The following is a 23,233-nucleotide window of genomic DNA, read 5'->3' as shown; positions in this document are numbered from 1 at the left end:
CCTCAATAAGCAAACAACAAATGTATACGTCAGGAGATGGGGGCGGCCTAGGCGACTTCAACCACTTGGGTCGGCGCTTCCACGATTTGGTCCATTACGGGCTGTAAGGAGCGGTCATCACGATGCCTGTGCGCGTGATAGCGCACCAATACCAAACCGCCGAGCAAGCCAGTGCCTGCGCCGAGCAGAGACGCAATATCGCTGGCGGCACCATACCCACCCAGCGCTGCGCCCAGCAGCATCAGCAGCAGCGGCATCAGATACACAATGGCGGATCCACGCAGGATCACAGATTCCGGAAGTGCAATCATGACCTGATCATTCACAGTGCAGTCCCGCGGTTTCAGGTTGTCGCCGGGCAGCACTCGGATGTATCCGCGCTGACCACTGGCGTAGCGGTTGAGCATACCGTGCCCGCAGCCTTTGCGCGCCGCACAGGCGCCGCAGGTGCTTTGACGAATGGTCTCTACCCAGATGCTGTCGTCTTCCACAGCCACCACTCGCCCGGTTTCAGTCAGCATATCAGCGTGCCTGGGTTACAGAGTCAGCCAGCATTCTAGCGGTATTCACGGGTACTTCCCCAATGACGGTTACCAGCAGGGGCTGGCCATCAAGTTGAATGCCGCGAGTGTAAGACGTGGTGCTGCCTTCTCTAACCACACCCTCACCAGAGGGCATGCGGGCGGCGAGCGTTTCCAAAAACACAGAGAACACCGCCATGCCATCGGTATAGGTTCGACGTGCGGCACCCGCGGACTGCTCCTCGGTGGCCACAAACCCCGGGGGCAACCAACGCAGCCCCCAGGCCATCTGCATTTTTGGCCCCGGGGTGGCTTGCCCGGCCTGGCCAGCACGGTGCACAACATCCACACCTGGCTCTTCGTGCCAGCGACCGCTGTAAGCAAGGTCTGCGTATTGGAATCTTTCCAGCACCCGATCGCCACGGTCGACCGTCGAGGCTTTCAGCAGCAGCGCTGTGGTGCTATCCAGCTCCAGCTGGTAGCCGTAGCGATAGAGATCGCGCGGCGCCATAACAAGCCGAACGGTCTGGCGCCCTGCAACACGCTCGCCCTCGCCCATGGATAGCCGGTAATGCGTAGCAAGCCCGCAGTCGCCACCACTGCTGTCGCCAAGCTGCAACAACATATGCCCGGGATGCAGCAGACCCAGTGGGTGATTGTCCCTGACCACCTGCGCACCCTGGCCTGTAAGGCGAGTGATCTGGTCACTGGCGACGTCGCCCTGCACGCCGCGGGACAGCTGCATCACCTGCAGGTCATCGCCGCGCTGGTAGGTCACCACGCCTTGATAGCTGATCTCTTGGGTGCTGCGGGACATTTTGTCCAACCACTGCAAGGCCGCGGGGTCGCTGTCGCCGCACTGGGTCTCAGGCTGCGCCATCACCAGCGCCGGAAACGCCAGTATGGGCAGCACCAAGCGCGCCAAAACCACCATCACTCGGTAATCCTCTCCACGCGTGCAAAGTGGATCAGCCCCTGCGGTGTGTTCAGCGCCGCTTGTTCGGCGTGAGACTGGCCATACTGCTTCAGGCGCTGTCTGGCTAACTCGCGATAAGCCTCATTGGTCGCGGGTTGAAGCGCCGGCACAGAGCGCGTGCCGTAGCTGGCACGCATCGGCGTGGCACCTACTGCATTGTGTAAGCCCACCGGCGATACATTCCCGGCATAACTGCTGCGGTCCTGGTAACCAGAATTCAGCTGGCTGAGCTGCTGCCCACCGAGACCCACCGTTGCCATAACTGATGCCGCCACGGCGAAACTCGCCACTGGCCGCCACCAGGGAGCCTTACCCTGGGCCGTCGCCCCATCCTGAGCAATGGCTTCACGCACACGCGCAGAGATGTCTATGCCTGTAAACGTGCTGGCCTGACCCGCTGCTGCATCCCGGGCATGGTGGTAACCCTGCCAGGACGAGCGCAGCTCATCGTTCTGAGAAATCTGCGACAAGACGCGCTCAAGCTCGAGCTCATCCGCCTCGTCATCCATCAATGCGGACAGTGACTCCCGCAATTTTTCACTCATGTGTCATCCTCCGCGCCTGGCGCGATAACGGTCTGGTGCACAGTTTTCCCATGCCTGCGTTCACGTGCTCAGCGCTCCCCTTCGAGCTGCTCGCGAACCTGTTTATCAATGGCATCCCGCGCTCGAAAAATACGTGATCTCACGGTACCCACCGGGCAGTCCATGACATCAGCAATATCCTCATAGCTCAGGCCATCAAACTCGCGCAGCGTCACCGCTGTGCGCAAATCGTCCGGCAGACCGGATATGGCCTGCTCGACCACCTGCTTTAGCTCATCGCCAAAGAGACGGTTTTCGGGGTTTTCCAGCTCACGTAAGCCAGCACCGCCCTCTAGATATTCAGCATCGCTCAGGTCTACATCCGACCCGGGGGGCCTTCTCGAGCGGGAAACCAGATGATTCTTGGCCGTGTTGACGGCAATTCGGTAAAGCCAGGTGTAGAACGCGCTGTCTCCTCGGAACCGCGGCAGTGCCTTGTAGGCCTTAATAAAGGCCTCCTGTGCTACGTCCTGTACCTCATCCGCATCGTGTACGTATCGGCTAATCAGCGCCATGATGCGTTGCTGGTACTTCATCACCAACATATCAAATGCCCGACTGTCGCCCTTCTGTACCCGAGCGACGAGCTGCTTGTCCGTCACTTCGGCTGTCATGCCTGTGCACTCTCCCTAGCCCAAGACACGACCGTCCCGGTGATACACCTTGCTTCCGTAAACGTAGACCCCAACGCCTGCATTAAGTTCCACCGTTCAGCGCAGCCCGTCGCCACATCAGCAGACGCGCTTAGCGCACAGGGGGTCATCCCGCAGCCGGGGACTGAGAGGGCTGGCAGTGGAAAAAGTTCCCGCGGCATCAATTCCTCTGGGCAGTGACTGTGGCTATACTCACGACCCAGCGAGATATCGCAGCTAAGTCATTGAGATAAATAATAGTTTTCAACTGAACAGGGAGCAAGCACCCGGCTGTGCCTCAACAATTGCAACATGACGTACTGGTGATAGGCAGCGGCGCCGCTGGTCTCAGTGCTGCCCTGCACTTGCCCGACAGCTGCCGCGTGGCCTTGCTGTCCAAGGCAGACCTCAATCAGGGCTCTACCTACTGGGCCCAAGGTGGAATGGCTGCGGTACTGCACGACCGTGACACTGTCGACTCGCACGTGGAAGACACGCTGACGGCGGGCGCGGGCTTGTGCCACCGGGATGCTGTCGAATTTACCGTTCGAAACAGTCGCAGATGCGTGGAATGGCTGGTTAGCCAGGGCGTGGATTTCGACCTGCGGGAGGATCAGCCGGACCCTGAATTGCGTGAGTTCCATCTCACGATGGAGGGCGGACACAGCCACAGGCGCATCATCCATGCGGCGGACCGCACTGGACGCGCCATCTCCGAAGTGCTGACAGAAAAAGCGCAGGCGGCCGACAACATTGAGATATACACCCAGCGCGTCGCTGTTGACCTGGTCATCCAGGACGGTCGCTGCGTGGGCGCTTATATTCTCGACCAGGAACGCGACCGCGTTGACCTGTTCCTGGCGCGCTCCGTGGTGCTGGCCACCGGGGGCGCGAGCAAAGCCTATCTGTACACCAGCAACCCTGACGGTGCCAGCGGTGACGGTATCGCCATGGCTTGGCGCGCTGGATGCCGGGTTGCAAACCTTGAGTTCAATCAGTTTCACCCCACCTGCCTCTACCACCCCAAGGCCAAATCGTTTCTGGTCACCGAGGCGCTGCGGGGTGAAGGCGCAAGACTACTGCTACCCACGGGCGAGCCCTTCATGCACCACTTTGACGAGCGCGGAGAGTTAGCACCACGAGACATCGTTGCCCGGGCCATCGACCACGAGATGAAACGCCTGGGTGTTGATTGCGTCTATCTGGATATCTCACACCGACCCCGGGAGTTCCTTGCCCACCACTTCCCCACCGTCATGGCGCGCTGCGCGGAGTTTAGTATTGATATCGCAGCCGAGCCGATCCCGGTTGTTCCCGCGGCACACTACACCTGCGGCGGCGTTATCGTGGATCAACACAGCCGTACCGACGTGCAGGGCCTCTACGTTGTGGGGGAATCCTCTTGCACCGGCTTGCACGGGGCCAATCGTATGGCCAGCAACTCCCTGCTGGAGTGCATTGTGTATGCCGAGGCGGCGGCTCAGCATATCAGCGAACATCTGGACACTGTTGCGGCGCCGACGCCCACCGCACCCTGGGACGAAAGCCAGGTGACAGATTCCGATGAAGACGTGGTCATCTCCCACAACTGGGATGAGCTGCGTCGATTCATGTGGGATTACGTGGGCATCGTTCGCACCAACAAGCGCTTGCAGCGTGCCCGTCACCGTGTCGATGTGTTGCAATCTGAAATCGCGGAGTACTACGGAAACTACAAGGTCAGCAATGACCTGCTGGAACTGCGCAACCTCGCGATGGTGGCTGAGTTAATGATTCGCTGCGCTATAGAGCGCAAAGAAAGTCGCGGCCTGCACTACACCCTCGACTACCCCGAGGCATTGCGCGACGCCAAAGACACCATTCTCACCCCCGACCACTCGCCACTGGGCGATCACTGAGACAACGAACTGTTCAGGCGCAGCTGCCGGCGCAGCGCGCTGAGGGTTGGTCTGTCGATGCTGTCGTGAAAAACTGCCAGCAAGCAGACAGGGTACTCTGGGTCGCTCAGCCTCAGGAAACTGCACAGCGGCGCGCGCTCGTGCAAGAGTTCTACCTTCACAACAAAGACGTGTCCATTAAGACCCTGGGGACACCAGTGCCAGAGAGAGCCGACTTGGTAGAGCACCCCAAAGGGAAACGGTTGGCGCCAAGTGGCGATGAGGGCTGCCACTACAAGCAGGGCCGCGGCAAAACCCAGCATCCACTGCCCCGACCAGAGTACCTGCATTTGAATCGCCAGCAGCAATACGCACAGCGCTATCACCAGCTGCTGCCGGTATCGGGATGGGTTACACCTTAGAACGAGATCGGGCGTGCTCGAGGATAAGGCTGACGATGGCGGCGATTTCGGGATCATCGGGACGCTCCTTGCGCAGGAACCAGCCGAACATCTCCTGATCCTGGCAGTGCATCAGCGCTCGGTAGCGCTCTCTGTCCTGCTCGGACAAGTCACGATAGCGCTCATTAACGAAGGGCTCGAGCACGAGGTCCAGTTCCAGCATGCCGCGTCGACTGGCCCAGCGCATTCTGTTCACTTCCTGCTCGTCTATCATCCCTATCGAATTCCCGCACGTACATCATCAAAGTCGCGCATTATAGCGCCAAAGGAAGCAGATTCGGGCTCTCGCAAGACAGTCAGGGCAACCCGGATTATGATGAGCACCACAGACCCAATGGATACCGCATCTTGAGCGTTTTCTTCACTGCATTGAACCAAGAATCACTGCTGAACCTGCAGGGACCAGACGCCCTTTCATTCCTGCAGGGGCAGGCCACTGGCGACACCGCAGCCCTAAGCACACGTAAGGCGCTGCCCGCGCTGATATGCACACCCCAGGGTCGCGTCGTCGCTGATCTCATGTGCCACCTGACCGGTGCCGACCAACTGCAAATCAGAGTGAGAGCTTCGGTTGCAGAGATACTCTGCGACCACCTGAAGAAATACATTCTGTTTTCGAAAGCGGAGCTCACGCCCGTCGGGGACTGGGTCATGGCCGGCTGCTACGGCGACAACGCAGCGGACACGATCGCGGCCACTGTTGGCGAGGTGCCGCAAGAACAGTATGCACGTTGCCAGACGCCCGATGGCTATGTCATGCAACTGGACACAGAAGGAAAGATGTTCGAGTGCTACGCCAAGGCCGATAGCGCAATGCTCACAGACATCAGCGCAGCTTGCACCGCGGGTAGCGACGCGCAATGGCAGGCGCTGACGGTGGATCAGGGTCTGGCACGTATAGAGGCAGAACAGTCGGGCGAATACGTGCCGCAGAATCTGAACTTCGACCTAACCGGTCATATAAGCTTCACCAAGGGCTGCTACACCGGCCAAGAGGTGGTCGCACGCCTGCACTACAAGGGAAAGTCAAAAAAGCGGGTATTGCCAGCTGTCAGCAGTGGGACACTCCCGGCTGACTGCGACACACTGCTGGACACTGACAGTGGCAAGCCCGTAGCTACAATCATTAACCGCAGTAATGATAGTGATAACAACAGCCATCTGCTGCTGTATATGAAACCGGAGATCGATATCGCCTCCGCATCCTGTGAAGCGGAGCCGGCCCTGCACTTCAGCGCGCTACCGCTGCCCTACACCATCAGCGCAGACTAAACGCCGCCCGCCTTCACCTCGAAGGGCAGCTGCCAGTCAATGGGCGTTTTTCCCTGTTGCTTAAGGTAGGCATTGGCCTTGGAAAAATGACCGCAGCCTAGGAAACCCCGATGCGCCGACAGGGGTGAAGGATGTGGCGCTTTTAGTACGCAATGTTTGCGTTGATCAACCATGGCGCCCTTTTTCTGGGCATAACTGCCCCACAGCATGAACACAACGCCCTCGCAATGCTCATTGACGGTGCGAATGACGGCGTCAGTAAAGCGCTCCCAACCCTGCCCTTGGTGGGATGCAGCCAACCCGCGCTCCACAGACAGCACGCTGTTTAACAGCAGCACACCCTGATCGGCCCAGGGTTTGAGAAAGCCGTGTTCAGGGGCCGTAAACCCGGTATCGCTGGCAAGCTCCCGATAAATGTTCTGCAATGAGGGCGGCACGCGCACGCCGGGTAACACCGAGAAGCTCAAACCGTGAGCCTGACCGTCGCCGTGGTAGGGGTCCTGACCCAGCACCACCACTTTCACTGCCGACAGCGGTGTCTGATTCAATGCGGCGAAAAACTGGTCACCACGGGGGAAAATGGTTTTGCCGGCGGATTTTTCAGCCACCAGAAACTGGCGCAGCTGTCTCATGTAAGGCTGATCGAACTCTTCGCCAAGCGGGACTAGCCAGGATGCATCCAGCGCGATTTCCCGCGGATTGGCCATACAGGGTCGCGCTAGTTGCAGGCGGCGAGCATTACCACCTGCTGCGGTGGCGCTGCCCGGCTCTGTGATGCCGGGTGCTGCCGGGGTTGTTGAGTCTGCTCGGCCGCAGCCAACTGCAAAGGTCGCTTGTTGGACTGCGTCTTACCTGCAGGCGCGTTCACGATGGGTAAGAGTTGAGATGGCCGATGTGCCAGCCGTTCACGCTCAGGCGATACATCACCATACAGGGTGTTTCTCATCCGAGGCGTTCGCCCAATGGCCGAGATGTAATCCACCATGGTAAAGGGCGACCATTCCTGTCCGTGGCTGGCGCCAGCGGCCCGGGTAATACTCTCGTTCATCAAGCTGCCTCCGAGATCATTGGCACCCGCCCGCAGGCAGTAGGCAGCGCCTTCGCGCCCCATTTTGACCCAGGATACCTGAATATTATCGATCAGCCCGTTGAACACCAGCCGCGCTACTGCGTGCATGAGTACCGCCTCACGGAAACTCGGGCCGCGGCGCGACTGCCCTCTCCGGTACAGCGGCGCCTCATCTGCCACATAGGGCAGCGGCACGAATTCGGTAAAGCCGCCCGTGCGCGCCTGGAGGTCTCGCACGGCCAGCAAGTGCTCGGCCCAGTGCTCGGGTCCATCGATATGGCCGAACATGATGGTGGCTGTGGTTTTAAAGCCCTGCCCGTGGGCCGCCTCCATCACTTCTAACCACTGGGCGCTATTTAATTTATCTGCACACAGGGTTGCGCGAACATCGTCATGCAAGACCTCGGCGGCCGTGCCCGGCAATGTATTCAGCCCCGCTTCGCGCAAACGACCTAGGTAGGTCGACAGATCGAGCCCCAGCGTTTCGGCGCCCTGCCATACCTCGAGTGGGGAGAAGGCATGAATATGCATATCCGGCACTGCCGCGCGCACAGTTTCCAGAATCGTTAGATAGGTCTTGCCGGTGTAATCGGGATGGATGCCGCCCTGCATGCAGACTTCGGTGGCGCCGCGCTGCCAGGCCTCTCTGCACCGCCTGGCAATCTCATCGCCACTGATGTCGTAAGGTTTTCCGCGAAGATCATCGCTGGCACGCCCTTTGGAAAAGGCGCAGAAACGACAGTTGTAGTAACACACATTGGTGTAGTTGATATTGCGATTGACGACATAGCTAACGGTGTCGCCACAGCGCTGACTGCGAGCTTTGTCGGCCGCGGCGATGACCGCATCAAAGTCTTTGCCCCTGGCACTGAATAGCGTCGCCACCTGCTGCGCATTCGGACGCTGACCCGATTCGCACAACGCGATCACGGCAGCAACCTCAGTTGATACTGCGGCACCCTTGAGGGCACTTAAGGGCGCGGGTACGTCCTGACTCTGGCCCGCTATCCAAAGATCGCCGCGCGCCAGTCCCTCACTGTCGCTGGCCCGCAGCACCGCGGGTACAACTTCCGGCGCTAACCAGGTCTCGGCCGCTTGAATAAAGCGCGGATAGATAGTGAGGCGCTGCTCCAGGCCCTTGCCCGCACGGGCTGTTTCGTCAGCCAATTGCTGCAAGTGGGGCCATGGCGCTTCCGGATTCACATGGTCTGGCGTCACGGGTGACACACCGCCCCAGTCATTAATGCCCGCCGCCACCAGCTGCGGCAACACCCCCGGGCTGAGATTGGGCGGTGCCTGGATACTGACTTCCGGGCCGAAGATCAGGCGCGCAACGGCGATGGTCCACAGTAGGTCGTCAAGATCGGGTTCGGGCGCCTCGGCCATCTTGGTACCAGCCTTGGCCCTGAAGTTCTGGATAATCACTTCTTGCAAATGGCCGTGAACCTGATGCTCGCTGCGCAGTGCCAGCAATGATTCGATCCGCTCTGCGCGTGTCTCGCCGATGCCAATCAGGATACCTGAGGTAAACGGCACAGCTGCGGCGCCGGCCAGTGCGATGGTTTCCAACCTAACGGCGGGGTCTTTGTCGGGCGAGCCGTAATGAGGCATGCCCTTTTCACACAGCCGCGAGGAAGCGGACTCCAACATGATCCCCATAGAAGCGCTCACGCGGCGCAACTGGGCAACCTCCTGCGCATCCATGCAACCTGCATTGATGTGTGGCAGTAAGCCTGTCTCCTTGAGTACTCGCTCAGCCACATGGGCGACATAAGCGAGGGTTGACTCAAAACCCAGCTCAGCAAGGGCTTCTCGTGCAGCGCGGTAACGCAACTCCGGTTTTTCACCCAGTGTGAACAGCGCCTCATGACATCCTTGAGATGCACCCTGCTGGCAGAGATCAATCACTTCTTGCGGGCTGAGATAGATCTTACCGAGATTGCGCGGCGTCTGGGCAAAGGTGCAGTAGTGGCAGACATCCCGGCACAGCTGTGTCAGGGGAATGAATACCTTTGGCGAATAGGTAATGGTGTTGCCAAAGGCACGGTCACGCAGGGCGGCAGCACGCTCAGCCAGCGCAGCAGTATCAGCATTGTCAGCCAATGCCATTGCCTGCTCGTCACTGAGCGCGGCCGGCCATGTACCGTCTGTGCTGCGCTGCCCCAACTCGATTATCCCTCGCTACGCTCCGCTGCCCCATCGTCACAGGGCTGGGTTTGCAGGCTATCAATAACCAGCGACAGCCGCTCGGCCAAGCCCGCCTGCAACAAGCGGCTGGTGTGGTTCCCTAACGCCCCTTTCCGGTAAAGCGCCAATAAGGTCGCCAGATCCGCAGGTGCGTCAACATCAAAGCCGATCCCTGATGTTTGCAAATTTTTGCAGATCAAACCAGCCTGCTCGGCGGCAGCCCTATGACGGGTGTAACTATCTGTGCCGAAGGCCAGTTGCGGCTGCCGCCCGCCCCTGAATGCCAGCAGATTAGTCCCTTGCCCGGCCAGATCTGACCCTATCACTACGTCGGTTGATTGCAGCGCTTCCACAGCAAGACTGATGTCACCGGCGCTCAGCGCGGGTAAGTCCCCGTGCGCAATCAGATGGTGCAGCGCAGCGTCACCCTGCTGACTGAGCGCTTCGGTGAGCACGCCATTCAAGCCGCTGGACCCTAGAGAACGCTCATCCAAGTAACGCGCACCCGATGACGCCGCCAAATGAGGCGCGGCGGGGTCGGGTGATAGCAGCGTGACTGTGGTGATTTTCGGGTGGTGCAGCAAGCACTGCAGCACATCCTCGGCCATTGCCTGCGCCAGCGCCCTGCGCCGGGACAGCGACAAAACACCACTGAGCCGTGTCTTGGCGTTGCTCAAATCCTTGAGTGGCAACAAGGCGTGCAACATCAGGTTAGTCCGCCGTCCCCGTCGCGCACAGGGCAATGAGGCGATCTGCCAATGCCTGCTTATCACCCAGGCTGCGCATTACCGTCGGCATAACATGCACCTCCACACCGGTGCTCTCACAATCAGCTACCAGTGTAGCGTCACTCTCATCGATCACGAAGGCATCCAGCAGCCCCGGATGTTGCTGGCCGTAATGCTGCGCAACGCCGCTCGCAGTGACGGGCATACCCAGTTCTTCCATCATTTTCGCGGCGGGGCCTTTAATCGCCATACCCGACACAATGGGCGAAACTGCCACCACAGGCACCTGCAACGCGTCCAGCAGGGAGCGCATACCGGGAACACCGAGAATCGGATCGATGCTGACAAAAGGGTTGGAAGGGCACACGATCACCAGGTCTGGCGTTTGATCGGCCATTGCCCGCGCTAGCCGCGCACTCACACCCGCACTGGCCAGACCCTCAAACTCAAAGTCTGTCACCCGAGGCTCACAACGTCTTGCAACAAAGTATTCCTGAAACGGCAGCTTGCCTTCATCGCTGAACACACGGGTGGCAACAGGGCTGTCGCTCATCGGAAAAATACGGGCGGTGACGCCCATTTGCTGTGCCAGAGCCTGCGTCACTTCGGTAAGTGTGCCGCCCTGATCAAGCTGGTGTGTGCGGTAAAGATGTGTTGCCAGGTCCTTGTCGCCCAGTTGGAACCAGGTGTCGCCTCCCAGTTCGCCCAGCGACTCCAGCACTGTCCAGGATTCACCCGCCCGCCCCCAGCCGCGCTCGGGGTCTGACAAACCTGACAAGGTGTAGAGCAACGTATCGATATCGGGGCAAATACGCAGGCCCAGATGGTTGAAATCATCAGCCGTGTTGGCGATCACCTGCAACTGCCCCGGCGCAAGGGCTTCTTGAAGCCCCAGGCACAGTTTTGCACCCCCTACTCCGCCGGACAGCGCAAGAATTCGCCTCGTGCTCACCGAAACATATCCATTTCACGAGGTCTGATAAGCGCCTCAGACGTGGCATCAGGTTCCGCCATGGACACCAGCGCATCCACGCCGCGGGCAACCACCACCGGGCAACCCTCTGCCGCCTGCCCCATGACCAGGGATGCCGCAGCAGAGAGTTCATCTGCCACAGCCGATTCGGTGACTTCCAGCACATTGCCGAACAGATCCTGTTCGCCCATCTGGTTGAACAACGGCGGAAAGCCAGCACATCCCAGTGTCATGCCTACCGTGCCCATTCGCCAGGCCCGGCCCACCGAATCGTTAATGACCACCCCGACGTCCACGCCCAGGCGCGCCTTGAGGCTATCGCGGAGTGACCGGGCTGACGCATCCGGTGCTTCAGGCAGCAACAGCGCGCGAGGTGATTGTTCAGACGTCTCAATGTTGGAGCGATCAATGCCCGCATTGGCCATGATGTATCCGTTGCGGTGCTCAACGATGATCACCCCTGGTCGCACTCTGACAACATCGCGAGCTTCGGACAGGATCAGCTCCACCAGACGAGGGTCCTTATTGGCTTGCTCTGCCAACTCAAAAGCCCTGTCGCCGGGGATCACATCTTCAAAGTTGGCGTAGCGACCCTCTGCCTTGGAGACAATCTTCTGCGCCAGAACTAGGGCATCACCGCTGCGCAGCGACAATTCATTGTCTGCGAGCGCAGCGATAATCAGTTCACAGAGATCATCACCGGGTTCTACCAGCGGAAACCGCTCAAGGGCATGCAGGCTTAGCGCACCCGTCATTCATCCTCGCCCAATCCACTGATCTTAATACCCGCGTGGCATCCATACTGTTTGTTGATCGTTATCAGCACCGAGGTCAGCGCCTCGGCAGCGGCGGCGTTGTAAATCATGCCGGCGTGGTAGCCGCGCATTCCGGCGGCCTCAACCAAGGTAATCACCTGCGCACGCGCATCTTTCTTGTTCCCACAAACCAATACATCGCAAGCGATCCCCTTACCTTCCTGAAGGTGATGCGCCGCCACGTTCTGGAAGGCAGACACTACAGCCACTTCCTCACCGAGAATGGCCTGCGCAATCTGGCCTGCGCTCCCGCCTTCGGGCAGTTGTACACGCGCGACTTTGGGCGGAACCAGGGGCACGGTCACATCAATCAGAATCTTTCCGGCAAGGGCAGGTTTGACCTGCTCAAGAGTGGAGGCCTGGTGCGAAAAAGGCACCGTTAAGGTAACGATATCGCCTGCCGCGGCTGCGGCATCGTTATCCATGGCTTCCACCTGAATATCTGCGACACCACGCTCAGCCATCACTTCCTGCAGGTCGCTCACCGCGGCCTGCGCTTTTTCCAGCGTGCGCGAGCCAATAATGACACGGTAGCCGGCCTGCGCCCAACGCCGCGCGAGTCCGGTGCCAAGGTCGCCGGTGCCGCCAAGAATGGAGAGAACGGGTAAGGATTCGGTTGTCATAGTAGGGTTTTCCTTTAGAGAACTGGCGGGCAAAGGCTGCACATGCAATCGCATTCGATGGTCCAGGGGACGCTATCGACGCGGCGTTTCCCGCGCTGTAGCAATTGAGTTAGGATGGCAGCGCTTCGGCATCTTAGGTAAAACAAACTGCGTAAACAAGCGGGTTTGCGGGGTAGTACGGGGAGTCAAACCGCATGGAAAATCCAGTGAACCTTACCGGCAAAGCCGTGCTGGTAACCGGTGGCGGCAAGGGCATCGGCAAAGGCATCAGCGAATGCTTTCTGGCGGCCGGGGCAGACGTTGTGATCTGTGGGCGCGCCGAACCCGAGTCACTGCCCCAGGCTGAGGGCCGCATCGCCCTGTTCACCCCCTGCGACGTGCGCGACATTGATCAGGTCCAGGCCTGTGTGGACTTTGTCAGCGATACCTTTGGCCGCCTGGACGTGTTGGTCAATAACGCGGGCGGCGCTCCCTATGCCGAAGCAGCCACTGCCTCACCGCGTTTTTCCGAAGCCATTATCCGACTCAACCTGATCGCACCGCTGAATTTCAGTCAGGCAGCCAATCGCGTGATGCAACGGCAGAGAAGCGGCGGCAGTATTATCAACATTGCCAGCGTGAGCACCCTACGCCCCTCACCCGGCACAGCAGCGTATGGCGCGGCCAAGGCCGGCCTGGTCAACCTGGGCACCTCTCTCGCCGTGGAGTGGGCTCCCAAAGTTCGCGTTAATGCGCTGGTTGTTGGCCTGACTCAAACGGAACAGTCTCACCTGCATTATGGTGACGAAGATGGCATCGCAGCTGTGGGCGCTACGATTCCGCTAGGCCGTATGGCCGTACCGAAAGATATAGGCAATGCCTGCCTGTTTTTGGCCTCGGACCTCTCCTCCTACGTCTCAGGCACCAGCTTTGCCATCCACGGCGGCGGCGAAAAACCGGCCTTCCTGGATGCGGCGAACACCGAGTGACGCGCGTAACGTCACTCACTGCCCAATACGTGTTGTAGTCCGTGTCATCACACCCTGACGAACCAACTGGCAAGCTCGCGTCCAAACGTGGAAACGCAGGTGCGCTATTACGGGCTTTTGGCAGCAGTCTGCGCCTGCTGAACTTGCCTTCAACACCACAGGCATCAGCAACCGTTGACGATGACTTTTTCGGAATCAACATAGCACCCGGCGAGGATCCCGCTGACGACAGTCATCTGCTAGCACTGATTGGAGAGCTTGGACTCACTCAGGTGCGCATGGATTTGAGCTACGACGCGCTGGACGGCCCCGGCGAGCGGCTTTTGCGCGCTGCATTGGCGCAGGGCCTCTCGGTGCTGCTCAACCTTTTCCCGCTACCTGAACAGGCCGCAAGACTCAATGAAGCGGAATCAATGGAGCATTGGCGCGACTTCCTTGAGACAGTGTTCGAGCGTTATGGGAAAGCACTCGCGGTTTTCGAGATTGGCGCCACGCCTAACCGAGCACGGTGGTCTGGCTTTGATTACCGCACGCTCCCGGTGGCCTGGCATGTCGCGCAGGAAGCGGCCGACCGTTTCAGCGTGACATTGGCGGGACCCAACGTATCCGATTTCGAGCCTCTGTATAACAGCGCCTTTCTGGAGAAGATTGCTGCGCAGGGCCGGCCGCCGGCTGTGCACACCGACAACTTATTCGTTGAGCGCGTCATTGAGCCAGAGGCCTATGATCACAGAGTTGCCGGCGCGCTCGCCACGCCACTGCTCAAGCTGAACCTGATAAAGAAAGCGCGACTCCTTGCGGCGCTGGGCGCCCTGCATGGAAGCCCTCGCCTGTGGTGCACCTACACCGGATGGACCGTTAAACGACTGGCCAGACGTTCACCCAGGCCTGAACAGAAACAGTCGGACTACCTGGTGCGTTATCTCTTGCTCGCAGCAGCGAGCGGTGCTTTGGAGCGTGTTTACTGGGGACCGCTGGTCTGCGGCCGCGATGGCATCATTGACGACGGACTGCGCGACTATCCGGAGATTGACCAGGTGAGCTGGTACCGGCAGCTACGCGCGGGCGCTGCCAGCTGGCGAAAGCGACCTGCCTTTGCCGCCTTGGCATACACACGTTTGCAAGTAGCAAGCAGCGAGCTACGTTGTCTGACCCACGACGAGGATGGCCTCTCTGTTTTCCAGGTGAGTTCAGCTCGCGGGCAACATTTGGTTCTGTGGTGTCGCGACAACCAGACACGCGCCGTGGCAGAGGTGTTACCCGGGCTCGAGACACAGAGCCTTGGCTGGTTCGATCAAAACGGTCATGAGATCGACGCGCCAGTCGTTATCTCGGAGCACCCTGTCTGGCTCGAACTGGCGACAAACGCCCAGCCCACCATTGGCAAGCTGTCTCAAGTACTCGGCCAACAACTGCACACAGAGCGAGGGGTATCGCTGCCCTCGACCACGCCTGAATGGCGCGGCGCCGTAATGCTGTCCCCTGAGAGTGATTCCGGGCAGGCACAGCAGCGATTGGCGAGTCTGCTTCCGCAGACTCTGCTGAAGCAGCCTGAGCGCGCCGTATTGCGCGATACACGTAACCGCATATGGAATATCGATGACAGCAGCGGAGTTGCGCCCGCCCTGTCGGTAAAACTGAATCGCGTTGCCGGCATCAAGCGGCTCACCTATCTGCTCAAACCCAGCAAGGGACGCCGTCACTGGGATAATGCGGTGACGATGGTTCAGCGCGGGATCAACACGCCCATGCCAAGGGCCTATTTTGAACGGCATCATCAGCCTGGGGTTAAAGATTCCTGGTATGTCTGCGAGTTCATTCCCGATGCGTTCTCCGCGCGTGAGGTGTATGCCGCTTTCAGAGAGGGAGAGACCAGTTATCGCGGTCTCGATAAAAGTGGCTGGTACACCTTGCTGGCGGGCTTCGTCTGCCGCATGCACAACGCACAAATCGCACACAAGGATCTGTCAGCTGGCAATCTGCTGCTCAGACAAGATGACGCCGGCAACATCGAACCGATGTTGATCGACATCGGGCGCGCCTGGGTGTGGCGTGGCCCTGGCTCCAAACTGACAACGCGCCAGCGACTGGCCGACCTTATGCGTATCGCTTACAAATTGAACTGGCTCGACCGGGAGCATTTTGCAGAGGCCTATACCCTCGCATGGAAACAACCCCTACCCAACTGGTGGCGTATTCCCTTCCACTATTACGACAATAAACAACGCTTTAAAAAGGCCATTAAGGGTAAACGTAAAAAAGCCAGAAAAGTCCAATCTTGAGACCGCAGCCGATTGTGTGCTCTGAGGCGCGGGGTATACTCACGAGGTTGTAAGACCGGTTTCATGACCGATCGTTATTCCACGCCGAATAAGGACGCCAATGTCTGCCACCCCAGCACAAGCAGTCGTCGCCAAAGCAATTGTTATGTTGCCGGGCAAAGTGCGCCTTGATGGACGCGTGAGGCACAACGATCACGGCGAACTGATTTTCCTGCCGCAGACTGTTACGAACGAAGCACCCGAAATTGGCACGGCGATAAGCTTCTACTGTGAAGGCATCAACACCCCGTCTGGCAAGCCCCAGGCTTTCGATGCAAGCATTAGCAACTTACGCGCCCATGCGCTGGTGGTTTCATTAAACACAACGAACGATGCCTTACAGTGTGAAGCGCTGCATCAACTATTGCGCGGCGAGCTTCAACAACCGGCGACACCAGTGCGGAGCCAACGGCCCCCCAACAACGCGTTGATCGACGCCCTGAAAAGCAAGGCGCTGGAGCTGCTGGACACCAAACTGCAAAGCTTTTGCAATGCATTGAATGGCGAGCTTCTGGACCTGGCGTCCACCAGCAAAACCAGTTCTCAGGGTCACAACCTGTTCTATGAGGCGATGAACGCCTGCAAACGTAATGAACGGGAGATCATCAACGCTATCCTGGGTCGGGTGCGCGACAATTACGGCGATCTGACCCCAGCAAAAGTAGAAGAACAGTCGCCGCTTGATGGTCCCAACAACCTCGACCTGGTTGATATCAACGAGTACGAGGATTTTCTCGCGGTTGATCGCATGGTCACCGCCGGGGAAGAGTTGCACAGGGTAGCGCTGGAAGCTCTGACCATTCGCATGGCCGACGTTATTCAGGCCGACCCGCTCAAGATCCGTGTGCCCAATGACATACTCCAACTGTGCCGCGGGTTCCATGCCGCCCTCAACGGTAAAGGCATCCCCCACTCCGCAGTGCCAGCTATTTTTGACTTTTTCCAGACACGCTTCCTCAAGGAGTTGGCAGATTACTACAGCGCACTGAATGGCCTGCTCGAGGCAGAAGGCATAAAATCCGGCTTGGAAAACGAAATTTCCGCCAAGGGAACGCTGCTCAATCGTCCCCAGCGTCAGAAGCCGCGCAAACCCGCGCCGCGCAGCCAATCGACTGAGGACGAGCAGGCGCCGTCGGAGCAGCAATCAGAGGCACAGCCCACCCCCTGGCAATCCACAGACAGGGCGGGCAGCGGCGACACCGCCGGACGAGCACAGAACGACCCTATGGTCGAGAAGGTTGTGGACGGCGTGGTTGATAAGATCACGCAAAAGCTGCAGCCCACAGACCTTTATCGGTCGGTTATCGATGCACTGAATTTTCGCAGGGGCGGTGGCAACTCAAAGAACTACGGCAACCCCGCCGCCAGCGGAGAGACCGTCGTCGATGATCCTTCCGCGCCGACAAGCGGCGATGACGCATCGGCCAATCTCGCCGATGCCGACCTGCTCAGCTCTGTTCTGGGAGCTCTGCAGCAGGATTCCAGTGCGCGCAGCGCTGTGCAAGAAGGTAACTCTTTACGCAGCTACCTGGCAGAAAATGCACAGAACATTGACTCGCTCAAGGATACGGCTGGGCTGGCACCGGACACCCTGAACCAGCTAGACCTGATCGACAATTTGTTCGGCACCATTCGATCGCAGGTTGATGTTTCCCAGTCGCTGAAACCCGCTCTGGGTGACCTCCAAATTCCGTTAGCGAAACTTGCCCTTAACGAGCCTCAGTTTTTCGTTGACCGGGGCCATTCGGCACGCGCTGTTCTGGACAAGCTATCCAAGCTCTCATCTTCGGCCAACTTCCCGAACAAAGCGCTGGAAAACCGCGTCGGCGAGATCGTCGGCAACATTGTCAAAGACTATGACCAAGACAGTTCGGTCTTCGACTCTGCCCTCTCCAAAATCGACAAGCTGGTTAACCAACAGGAAAGCGCCCACCAACGAAACGTTGAACGGGTGGTGCGCACTCAGGAAGGTCAGGAGCGACTGGCCAAGGCGCAGCGCGAAGTCGATCGCGTGCTGGGCGCCCGCATTCGCCCACCCTCTGCGCCGAAGGCCCTTGCGGATCTAGCAGAAGCCGGCTGGCGTGACATGCTGGTACTGACACATGTCAAGGAAGGTGCCAACAGCCCAGCTTGGAAAGATCAGGTAAAGAACCTGGATACACTGGCACTGTGGCTCACCGAGCAAATGAACGGTTCAGTAGAACCGGACCAGCAGGCACAGCGGTCGATGGAATCTGACTCCATCATCGACATGATCGGTCAGCAGATCAGCAGCGCACTGCCGGCGAGCATTGCTCACGAGCCTGTGCTGCAAGAGATCAAGGACACCATCGCCGGCGAGTGCCCGGTGGCGACTAAACCTATCTCTACACCTGAAAAACTGACGCTGACGCCCCGAGAGCGACGCGACAAGATCAACACCCTGCCCCGCCTGCGGCGCTGGGTTCGACGCGCAGAACAAGTGCAAACCGGCACATGGCTATCGTACAAAGACAGCAGCGGGCACAAGCAACGCATGCAGCTCGCCTGGATCAGTGAAGATAAAGACCGATACATCTTCGTTAATGAGCGCGGCCAAAAGAGCGCTGAATTGAGTTCGGTGCAACTGGCACGACAACTCAGTCGCGGGGTTCAACCCCCACCCACTGCGGACAAGATGTCCCTGGTGGACCAGAGCATGTACGGCACACTGGAGCACGTACAGAAAACGCTCAGCTTTGACCGCAACCACGATGCGCTGACCAAACTGATCAATCGCAGCACTTTCGAAGATCAGATGAAGCGCGCACTGCGTCATGCGCACAGGCGCGGCTCGCGGCACGCGGTGTTAGTGCTAAATATCGACAACTTCGGTCTGGTCAATGATGTCTATGACCGCGTTAACGGCGATCAGGTCTTGCTGGAGTTCGCCAAACTGCTATCGCAAATGCACGGCAAGAAAACGTCGTCGGCTCGCTTGGGTGACGACGAGTTCGGTGTGCTGCTGATCGACCGGCCGTTGGACAAGGCCATGGAAGTGGCCAACAAGATTTGCAAGGACATTGCCGCCAGCGAAATGGAAATCGATGGGGAGAAGGTAACTTTCACCGTCTCTATCGGCGTCGCGCCCATTCGCGATTACAGCAACAGCGTTGACGAGGTGCTTCAGTCTGCCTCCGGCGCCATGGGGTTGGCGAAAGATCAGGGGCGTAATCGAGCGGTACAGTACACGGAAGAGCAAAGCCGAATTATCGAAAAGCGAGAGGCGCAACAACGCTCCAAGGATGACCTGGAGAAAGCGCTAGCCACTGATCGTTTTGTGCTGCGGGCACAGCCTATTGTCAAAAGCGCGGCCGATGGCAGTGGCATGGAGTCCAAGCACTACGAGTTGCTGCTCAGTCTCACCAATAAGGATGGCTCTCTCGCCTCCCCTGAAGAGTTTATCCAATCTGCGGAGCGCTATGGCTTTATGAGCCTGGTAGATCGCTGGGTGGTTCGCGAGGCATTCCAGTGGATCAGCGAGCTCATCGATGCGCAGAAAGTTGTGCCCAGCCTTGCGATTAACTTATCGGGACACAGCGTCACCGACGACGGCTTCCTGGATTACCTGCTGGAACAGATCTCCGAATTTGGTGTTGGTACCAGCAAACTGTGTTTTGAAATCACCGAGACAGGCACGATCTCCAATCTCGTGAAGGCTGCCGACTTTGTGCGCACATTCCGCAATATTGGCTGCAAGTTCTCCATCGATGATTTCGGCACTGGCCTGGCAAGCCACAACTATCTGCGCGAACTGCCAGTGGACTACGTGAAGATCGATGGCACCTTCATTACCAACATCCACAAAAACCGAAACGACTATGCGATGGCGCGTTCTATCAATGACCTTGCCCACTTCCTGGGGCAAGAGACCATCGCAGAGTCTGTGGAGAACGACGAAATCATCGAAACCCTGCAGGAGATTGGCGTTGACTACTTCCAGGGTTGGGGCGTCGGTCGGCCCAAGCTGCTGACAGACGTCACCGCTGAACTTTCACAGGTAGAAACCTAGATCGCCAGGAACCCTGCCGTGACTGACGTCTCGCTGGATAAACTGATCGGACTGATTTACGAAGGTCCCCTGGAGACACCACCCTGGCAGTCGGCATTGGAATCGTTGCGCGACGCGATGGAAGCCGACGTCGTTTCCCTAGTGCTGCGACCTCCGGCTGAGGGTGACCGCGGCGTTATCCTCAACTGCCTGCGCCCCGGGTTCAAAACCAAAAAGGGCCCCGGCGGCGACAATAATGACTGGGAATTGAGCGCGTATCGCGAACAGTTTTTTGCACTGGACCCCTTCGTTAACCTGCCGCTGGATACGGTTGTTGCCCTCCAAGATTTGATGCCAGGGGAAGAGCTTACGTCTTCTGCCTACTACCGTGACTATCTGCAGCCGGCGGGATTGTTCCATATCCTGGGGCTGGATACCGAAGAGAGCGGAGGCATGCTAGCCCGCCTAAGGGTGTCACGAGCCAGTGAGTCTGCGCCCTTTGAAGATGCGCAGCGCGAGTTGCTGACTCAACTCACTAGCCATTTGAACCGGGCAATACGCTTGTACGCGCGCTTATCGCGCACCACCTCCGAACGCGACCTCTACGCCGGCGCCGTCGACCAACTGGCTGTGGCCACTATCATCCTCGACGAAAAAGGTCGCATGCTGAACACCAATGCTTTGGCGCGGGCTTTGTTGGCCGAAGCCGACGGGCTTTCGCTGCAAGGCGAACGGCTGCATATCGATGGGCGCGATGCAAACCGTGAGCTGCAGGATGCGGTAAGCACGGTGATTCAGGCGCAGCAGCAAGGCCAGACATCGGTAGTGCGGGCACTGCGGGTTCCGCGCAGTGCAGATCACGCCGACCTTGGCCTGGTGGTGCGCCCCGTGCCTGCAGGTGAATGGAACGAGGGCCAGGCCAGCCCCAGCGCTGCGGTGTTTATCAGCGACCCGGATATGAAGGAGTCCGCCTCGCAGGCAACGCTCGGTGAGCTGTTTGAACTGACGCCGGCGGAAGCCAACCTCGCCATCTTGCTCTCCAGAGGCCTGAGCCTGGCCGAGGTTTCCGAAACCCAAAACATTTCCCAGCACACCGCCAGGGCACAGCTCAAATCCATCTTCAGTAAAACCGGCGTGTCACGCCAGGCTGAACTGGTGCGTTTGGTGCTCAAAAGCGTTGCCACGCTGGGCTAGGCGTCCCGCAACGATCCCTGCACGCATTCCCTGATCTATACCAAACCTCGCTGGCCTGCAGCGCAAGACGCTGTGTCAAAAACGCTACCGCAGTGGTCGCCCAAAACTCCGTAGAGAGTGGATGCCACAACTGCCAATTGGACGCTCTTTGCCTACCACCGGCACTTGAGAACACGGTTGCTCCCCGTTCGTCATCCCGGTCAGGCAATGGCCTTGGGGCCGTGTTGGGGACTGATGCCCTGCGGATTGATCGACTGCGCACTGACCTTCGCAGGTGGTGGCGCTCCACTAAAACTGGCTTTCAGTGTTGGCATGCGGCGCCCCATGTTTGCTATTGGGCTGTGAGCTCAGCGTTTAGACGCGTTGTTTTGCAGCCGATCGCTGAACGTCTTTAAACAGTGCGATTGCTGGGAATGGCGCTGTGGACCGTCTGGATTACTTAGCCGCACAGTATGCATTTGCTGGCCGGTGCCGACGCACAAAGTTTGCATCAGCACCATCTCTGGCGTTCGCATTAGTCGCGCGGTGGTAACCCATGCACCATGGTCAGAAACTTCAGGTTGGTGCCGCCACGGCGGAACTCTGACAGCGCCTGATAATCTGGGTCGTTATACCACTCAGTAGCGGCAGCCTCACTGGGGAATTTGAACATCACAACGCGGCCGTCTCTGGGCTCCGGGCCCTCAAAGGTGTGCGTGCTATCGTCGTAGGTAAGAAACTCGCCACCGTGACGTTTCAGAAGCGGGAAAAATCCCTTCTCGTATTTACGATACTCATCGGCGTCTTCGATAATAAAGTTCGCAACGATGTACACAGGTGCATCTGCCATTTTTATCTCCTTGGTTGGTTAAGCGTGAGGTAGTGAGCTGCCAGGCTCAAATATCGGCCAGCCAATCAGCGACGGCTGCGCCGATTTCGGGACCGGAATCTTCTTGTATGAAATGCAGGCCTTTGACGGTGACTTCCTGTTGATTGGGCCAGCTGCGACAAAACTCACGCTGTTCTCCAACCAGGATAGAGCCAGGCTCGGCGTTGATAAACAATTTGGGGAATGGCGCCTGCGTCATGAAATCCGCATAGGCCTGTACCAATTCCACCATATGTGGCGGCTCCCCGCTGATCGGTATTTGTCGTGGCCAGTTGAGCGTCGGGTACCTGTCCTCCGGCCGCAAAAAGGGCGCTCGGTACGCGTTCATTTCTTCCTCAGACAGCGTGCGCATAATGGATGTGGGCAGCACGGCTTCGATGAACATGTTGCGATTTAGAATCAGGTCCTCGCCCTTCTCTGAGCGGAAGCCTTTAAAGATGCCCTGAGCCGCCTCGGGCCATTGCTCCCACTCCACTGGACGCACGATACCTTCCATGTACGCGATACCGCGAACCGCATCCGGGTGCATGCGAGCCCAGTGAAAACCGATGGCGCTGCCCCAGTCATGAATCACCAGAGTAACGTTGCTTGTGGCGCCGAGCTCAACAAGCAAGCCTTCAACATGGTTATAAGCGAGTTCAAAGGTATAGCCCTGCGCGGCCTCAGCCTCGGGCAACTTCTCAGAATCTCCCTGCCCGATCAGATCGGGCACAATGACCCTGCCGCTGCCCATCAGACCGGGAATAACGTTACGCCACAAATAAGAGGACGTGGGATTACCGTGCAGCAGCACAATGGGGTCGCCCTCGCCTTCCTCAATGTAGGCGACGGAGCGGCCCAACACCTGTGCAACTTTCTTGGGAAAACGGTGATCGGTGGACATTGGCTTACCTTGCTGCCGAGCGGGGCTAACAGCTTAACCAAACCAGTGACAAATTGTCATCAGCAATGCCACATGTGGTACCGCTACTTCGACTTTTTCAGGCCTGTGTGGGAGAGCTGGCGGTAGCTGCACCTGGCGGTTAGTAAAACGGGTCCATTTGGCCCTCAACTAACCTCAACCGCAAGCGGCGAGAGCCACCGCAGGGCTTTACTCATAGACCTTCGAGGCCAGCGCGATGTCGTCAACTTACAGGCCGATGAAGACCTGGTGCG

Annotated in this window: 20 protein-coding genes; 6 read left to right on the top strand and 14 right to left on the bottom strand. The window is 58.6% G+C overall.

The genetic code is table 11. The annotated features are described in order from the left end of the window. Nucleotides 1-47: 47 nt before the first annotated feature. The 4 genes from IE089_RS03765 to rpoE all read right to left on the bottom strand — a co-directional run bounded on the left by IE089_RS03765 (nt 48) and on the right by rpoE (nt 2,695). Complete coding sequence (locus IE089_RS03765) at nt 48-521, bottom strand: SoxR reducing system RseC family protein (RefSeq protein WP_189475282.1); 474 nt, start codon at nt 519-521, stop codon at nt 48-50. Between the two features lies 1 nt (nt 522). Further along, nucleotides 523-1,455, bottom strand: a complete 933-nt coding sequence (locus IE089_RS03760) for a MucB/RseB C-terminal domain-containing protein (protein WP_229802677.1) — start codon at nt 1,453-1,455, stop codon at nt 523-525. Continuing rightward, nucleotides 1,455-2,042, bottom strand: a complete 588-nt coding sequence (locus tag IE089_RS03755; RefSeq protein WP_189475278.1) for a sigma-E factor negative regulatory protein — start codon at nt 2,040-2,042, stop codon at nt 1,455-1,457. The genes IE089_RS03760 and IE089_RS03755 overlap by 1 nt, the downstream gene beginning before the upstream one ends. A gap of 68 nt (nt 2,043-2,110) precedes the next feature. Next, a complete protein-coding gene (rpoE, locus tag IE089_RS03750; protein WP_189475276.1) occupies nt 2,111-2,695 on the bottom strand; it encodes an RNA polymerase sigma factor RpoE in 585 nt (194 codons plus the stop codon). A gap of 311 nt (nt 2,696-3,006) precedes the next feature. On the opposite strand from rpoE, the gene nadB reads away from it, so the two are divergent. After that, nucleotides 3,007-4,611 carry an L-aspartate oxidase gene (gene nadB / locus IE089_RS03745; protein WP_189475274.1) on the top strand — a complete coding sequence of 535 codons (1,605 nt, stop codon included), beginning with the start codon at nt 3,007-3,009 and terminating at the stop codon, nt 4,609-4,611. Here nadB and IE089_RS03740 read toward each other — a convergent pair. Together IE089_RS03740 and IE089_RS03735 are read right to left on the bottom strand one after the other, a co-directional pair. Then, nucleotides 4,605-4,976, bottom strand: a complete 372-nt coding sequence (locus tag IE089_RS03740; RefSeq protein ID WP_189475272.1) for a hypothetical protein — start codon at nt 4,974-4,976, stop codon at nt 4,605-4,607. The two genes, nadB and IE089_RS03740, sit on opposite strands and share 7 nt — an antisense overlap. 25 nt (nt 4,977-5,001) lie before the next feature. Next, the gene (locus IE089_RS03735) at nt 5,002-5,265 is read right to left on the bottom strand and encodes an FAD assembly factor SdhE (protein WP_189475271.1); all 264 of its coding nucleotides are present in this window, start codon (nt 5,263-5,265) and stop codon (nt 5,002-5,004) included. Nucleotides 5,266-5,399: 134 nt separating this feature from the next. Between IE089_RS03735 and ygfZ the strand changes: the two genes are divergently transcribed. Beyond that, entirely contained in the window at nt 5,400-6,323 is a 924-nt protein-coding gene (ygfZ, locus tag IE089_RS03730) for a CAF17-like 4Fe-4S cluster assembly/insertion protein YgfZ (protein WP_189475269.1), read from the top strand. Here ygfZ and ung read toward each other — a convergent pair. From ung to npdG, 6 genes are read right to left on the bottom strand one after another with little or no spacing between them, the layout of a single operon-like run. Then, nucleotides 6,320-7,030 (bottom strand): uracil-DNA glycosylase, encoded by a 711-nt coding sequence (ung, locus tag IE089_RS03725; RefSeq protein WP_189475266.1) that lies wholly within the window; start codon nt 7,028-7,030, stop codon nt 6,320-6,322. The two genes, ygfZ and ung, sit on opposite strands and share 4 nt — an antisense overlap. A gap of 11 nt (nt 7,031-7,041) precedes the next feature. Continuing rightward, nucleotides 7,042-9,558, bottom strand: coding sequence for a 5-amino-6-(D-ribitylamino)uracil--L-tyrosine 4-hydroxyphenyl transferase CofH (cofH, locus tag IE089_RS03720; protein ID WP_229802570.1), 2,517 nt, complete (start codon nt 9,556-9,558; stop codon nt 7,042-7,044). A 5-nt stretch (nt 9,559-9,563) separates the two neighbouring features. Then, the gene (cofC, locus tag IE089_RS03715) at nt 9,564-10,286 is read right to left on the bottom strand and encodes a 2-phospho-L-lactate guanylyltransferase (protein ID WP_189475264.1); all 723 of its coding nucleotides are present in this window, start codon (nt 10,284-10,286) and stop codon (nt 9,564-9,566) included. Between the two features lie 4 nt (nt 10,287-10,290). Next, nucleotides 10,291-11,259: a 2-phospho-L-lactate transferase gene (cofD, locus tag IE089_RS03710; protein ID WP_189475262.1), complete on the bottom strand. Its 969-nt coding sequence runs from the start codon at nt 11,257-11,259 to the stop codon at nt 10,291-10,293. After that, a complete protein-coding gene (gene cofE, locus IE089_RS03705) occupies nt 11,256-12,035 on the bottom strand; it encodes a coenzyme F420-0:L-glutamate ligase (protein ID WP_189475261.1) in 780 nt (259 codons plus the stop codon). Before cofE ends, cofD begins: the two co-directional genes overlap by 4 nt. Beyond that, on the bottom strand, nt 12,032-12,718 hold the full coding sequence (gene npdG / locus IE089_RS03700) for an NADPH-dependent F420 reductase (protein ID WP_189475259.1): 687 nt from the start codon (nt 12,716-12,718) through the stop codon (nt 12,032-12,034). The genes cofE and npdG overlap by 4 nt, the downstream gene beginning before the upstream one ends. Nucleotides 12,719-12,912: 194 nt before the next feature. Between npdG and IE089_RS03695 the strand changes: the two genes are divergently transcribed. From IE089_RS03695 to IE089_RS03680, 4 genes are all read left to right on the top strand, one after another. Continuing rightward, complete coding sequence (locus IE089_RS03695) at nt 12,913-13,686, top strand: SDR family oxidoreductase (RefSeq protein WP_189475257.1); 774 nt, start codon at nt 12,913-12,915, stop codon at nt 13,684-13,686. A gap of 41 nt (nt 13,687-13,727) precedes the next feature. Next, nucleotides 13,728-15,968, top strand: a complete 2,241-nt coding sequence (locus IE089_RS03690; RefSeq protein WP_189475256.1) for a lipopolysaccharide kinase InaA family protein — start codon at nt 13,728-13,730, stop codon at nt 15,966-15,968. Nucleotides 15,969-16,068: 100 nt separating this feature from the next. Continuing rightward, nucleotides 16,069-20,037, top strand: coding sequence for a DUF1631 family protein (locus IE089_RS03685; protein WP_189475253.1), 3,969 nt, complete (start codon nt 16,069-16,071; stop codon nt 20,035-20,037). A gap of 18 nt (nt 20,038-20,055) precedes the next feature. Beyond that, a complete protein-coding gene (locus tag IE089_RS03680) occupies nt 20,056-21,210 on the top strand; it encodes a helix-turn-helix transcriptional regulator (RefSeq protein ID WP_189475251.1) in 1,155 nt (384 codons plus the stop codon). Nucleotides 21,211-21,724: 514 nt separating this feature from the next. Here IE089_RS03680 and IE089_RS03675 read toward each other — a convergent pair. Further along, complete coding sequence (locus IE089_RS03675) at nt 21,725-22,039, bottom strand: DUF1330 domain-containing protein (protein WP_189475249.1); 315 nt, start codon at nt 22,037-22,039, stop codon at nt 21,725-21,727. A 46-nt stretch (nt 22,040-22,085) separates the two neighbouring features. Next, nucleotides 22,086-22,961 (bottom strand): haloalkane dehalogenase, encoded by an 876-nt coding sequence (locus tag IE089_RS03670; RefSeq protein ID WP_189475247.1) that lies wholly within the window; start codon nt 22,959-22,961, stop codon nt 22,086-22,088. Between the last annotated feature and the right edge of the window lie 272 nt (nt 22,962-23,233).

The sequence above is a fragment of the Parahalioglobus pacificus genome (genome assembly GCF_014652275.1).
Lineage (GTDB): Bacteria > Pseudomonadota > Gammaproteobacteria > Pseudomonadales > Halieaceae > Parahalioglobus > Parahalioglobus pacificus.
Note: the sequence above shows the minus strand (reverse complement) of the source record. Positions and strands in the feature narration are given on the sequence as shown.

What these genes read in the sequence shown, in the direction of transcription:
- IE089_RS03765 (WP_189475282.1), bottom strand. Translation starts at nt 521, where the DNA reads ATGCTGACTGAAACCGGGCGAGTGGTGGCTGTGGAAGACGACAGCATC.
- IE089_RS03760 (WP_229802677.1), bottom strand. Translation starts at nt 1,455, where the DNA reads ATGGTGGTTTTGGCGCGCTTGGTGCTGCCCATACTGGCGTTTCCGGCG.
- IE089_RS03755 (WP_189475278.1), bottom strand. Translation starts at nt 2,042, where the DNA reads ATGAGTGAAAAATTGCGGGAGTCACTGTCCGCATTGATGGATGACGAG.
- rpoE (WP_189475276.1), bottom strand. Translation starts at nt 2,695, where the DNA reads ATGACAGCCGAAGTGACGGACAAGCAGCTCGTCGCTCGGGTACAGAAG.
- IE089_RS03735 (WP_189475271.1), bottom strand. Translation starts at nt 5,265, where the DNA reads ATGATAGACGAGCAGGAAGTGAACAGAATGCGCTGGGCCAGTCGACGC.
- ung (WP_189475266.1), bottom strand. Translation starts at nt 7,030, where the DNA reads ATGGCCAATCCGCGGGAAATCGCGCTGGATGCATCCTGGCTAGTCCCG.
- cofC (WP_189475264.1), bottom strand. Translation starts at nt 10,286, where the DNA reads ATGTTGCACGCCTTGTTGCCACTCAAGGATTTGAGCAACGCCAAGACA.
- cofE (WP_189475261.1), bottom strand. Translation starts at nt 12,035, where the DNA reads ATGACGGGTGCGCTAAGCCTGCATGCCCTTGAGCGGTTTCCGCTGGTA.
- npdG (WP_189475259.1), bottom strand. Translation starts at nt 12,718, where the DNA reads ATGACAACCGAATCCTTACCCGTTCTCTCCATTCTTGGCGGCACCGGC.
- IE089_RS03695 (WP_189475257.1), top strand. Translation starts at nt 12,913, where the DNA reads ATGGAAAATCCAGTGAACCTTACCGGCAAAGCCGTGCTGGTAACCGGT.
- IE089_RS03685 (WP_189475253.1), top strand. Translation starts at nt 16,069, where the DNA reads ATGTCTGCCACCCCAGCACAAGCAGTCGTCGCCAAAGCAATTGTTATG.
- IE089_RS03675 (WP_189475249.1), bottom strand. Translation starts at nt 22,039, where the DNA reads ATGGCAGATGCACCTGTGTACATCGTTGCGAACTTTATTATCGAAGAC.
- IE089_RS03670 (WP_189475247.1), bottom strand. Translation starts at nt 22,961, where the DNA reads ATGTCCACCGATCACCGTTTTCCCAAGAAAGTTGCACAGGTGTTGGGC.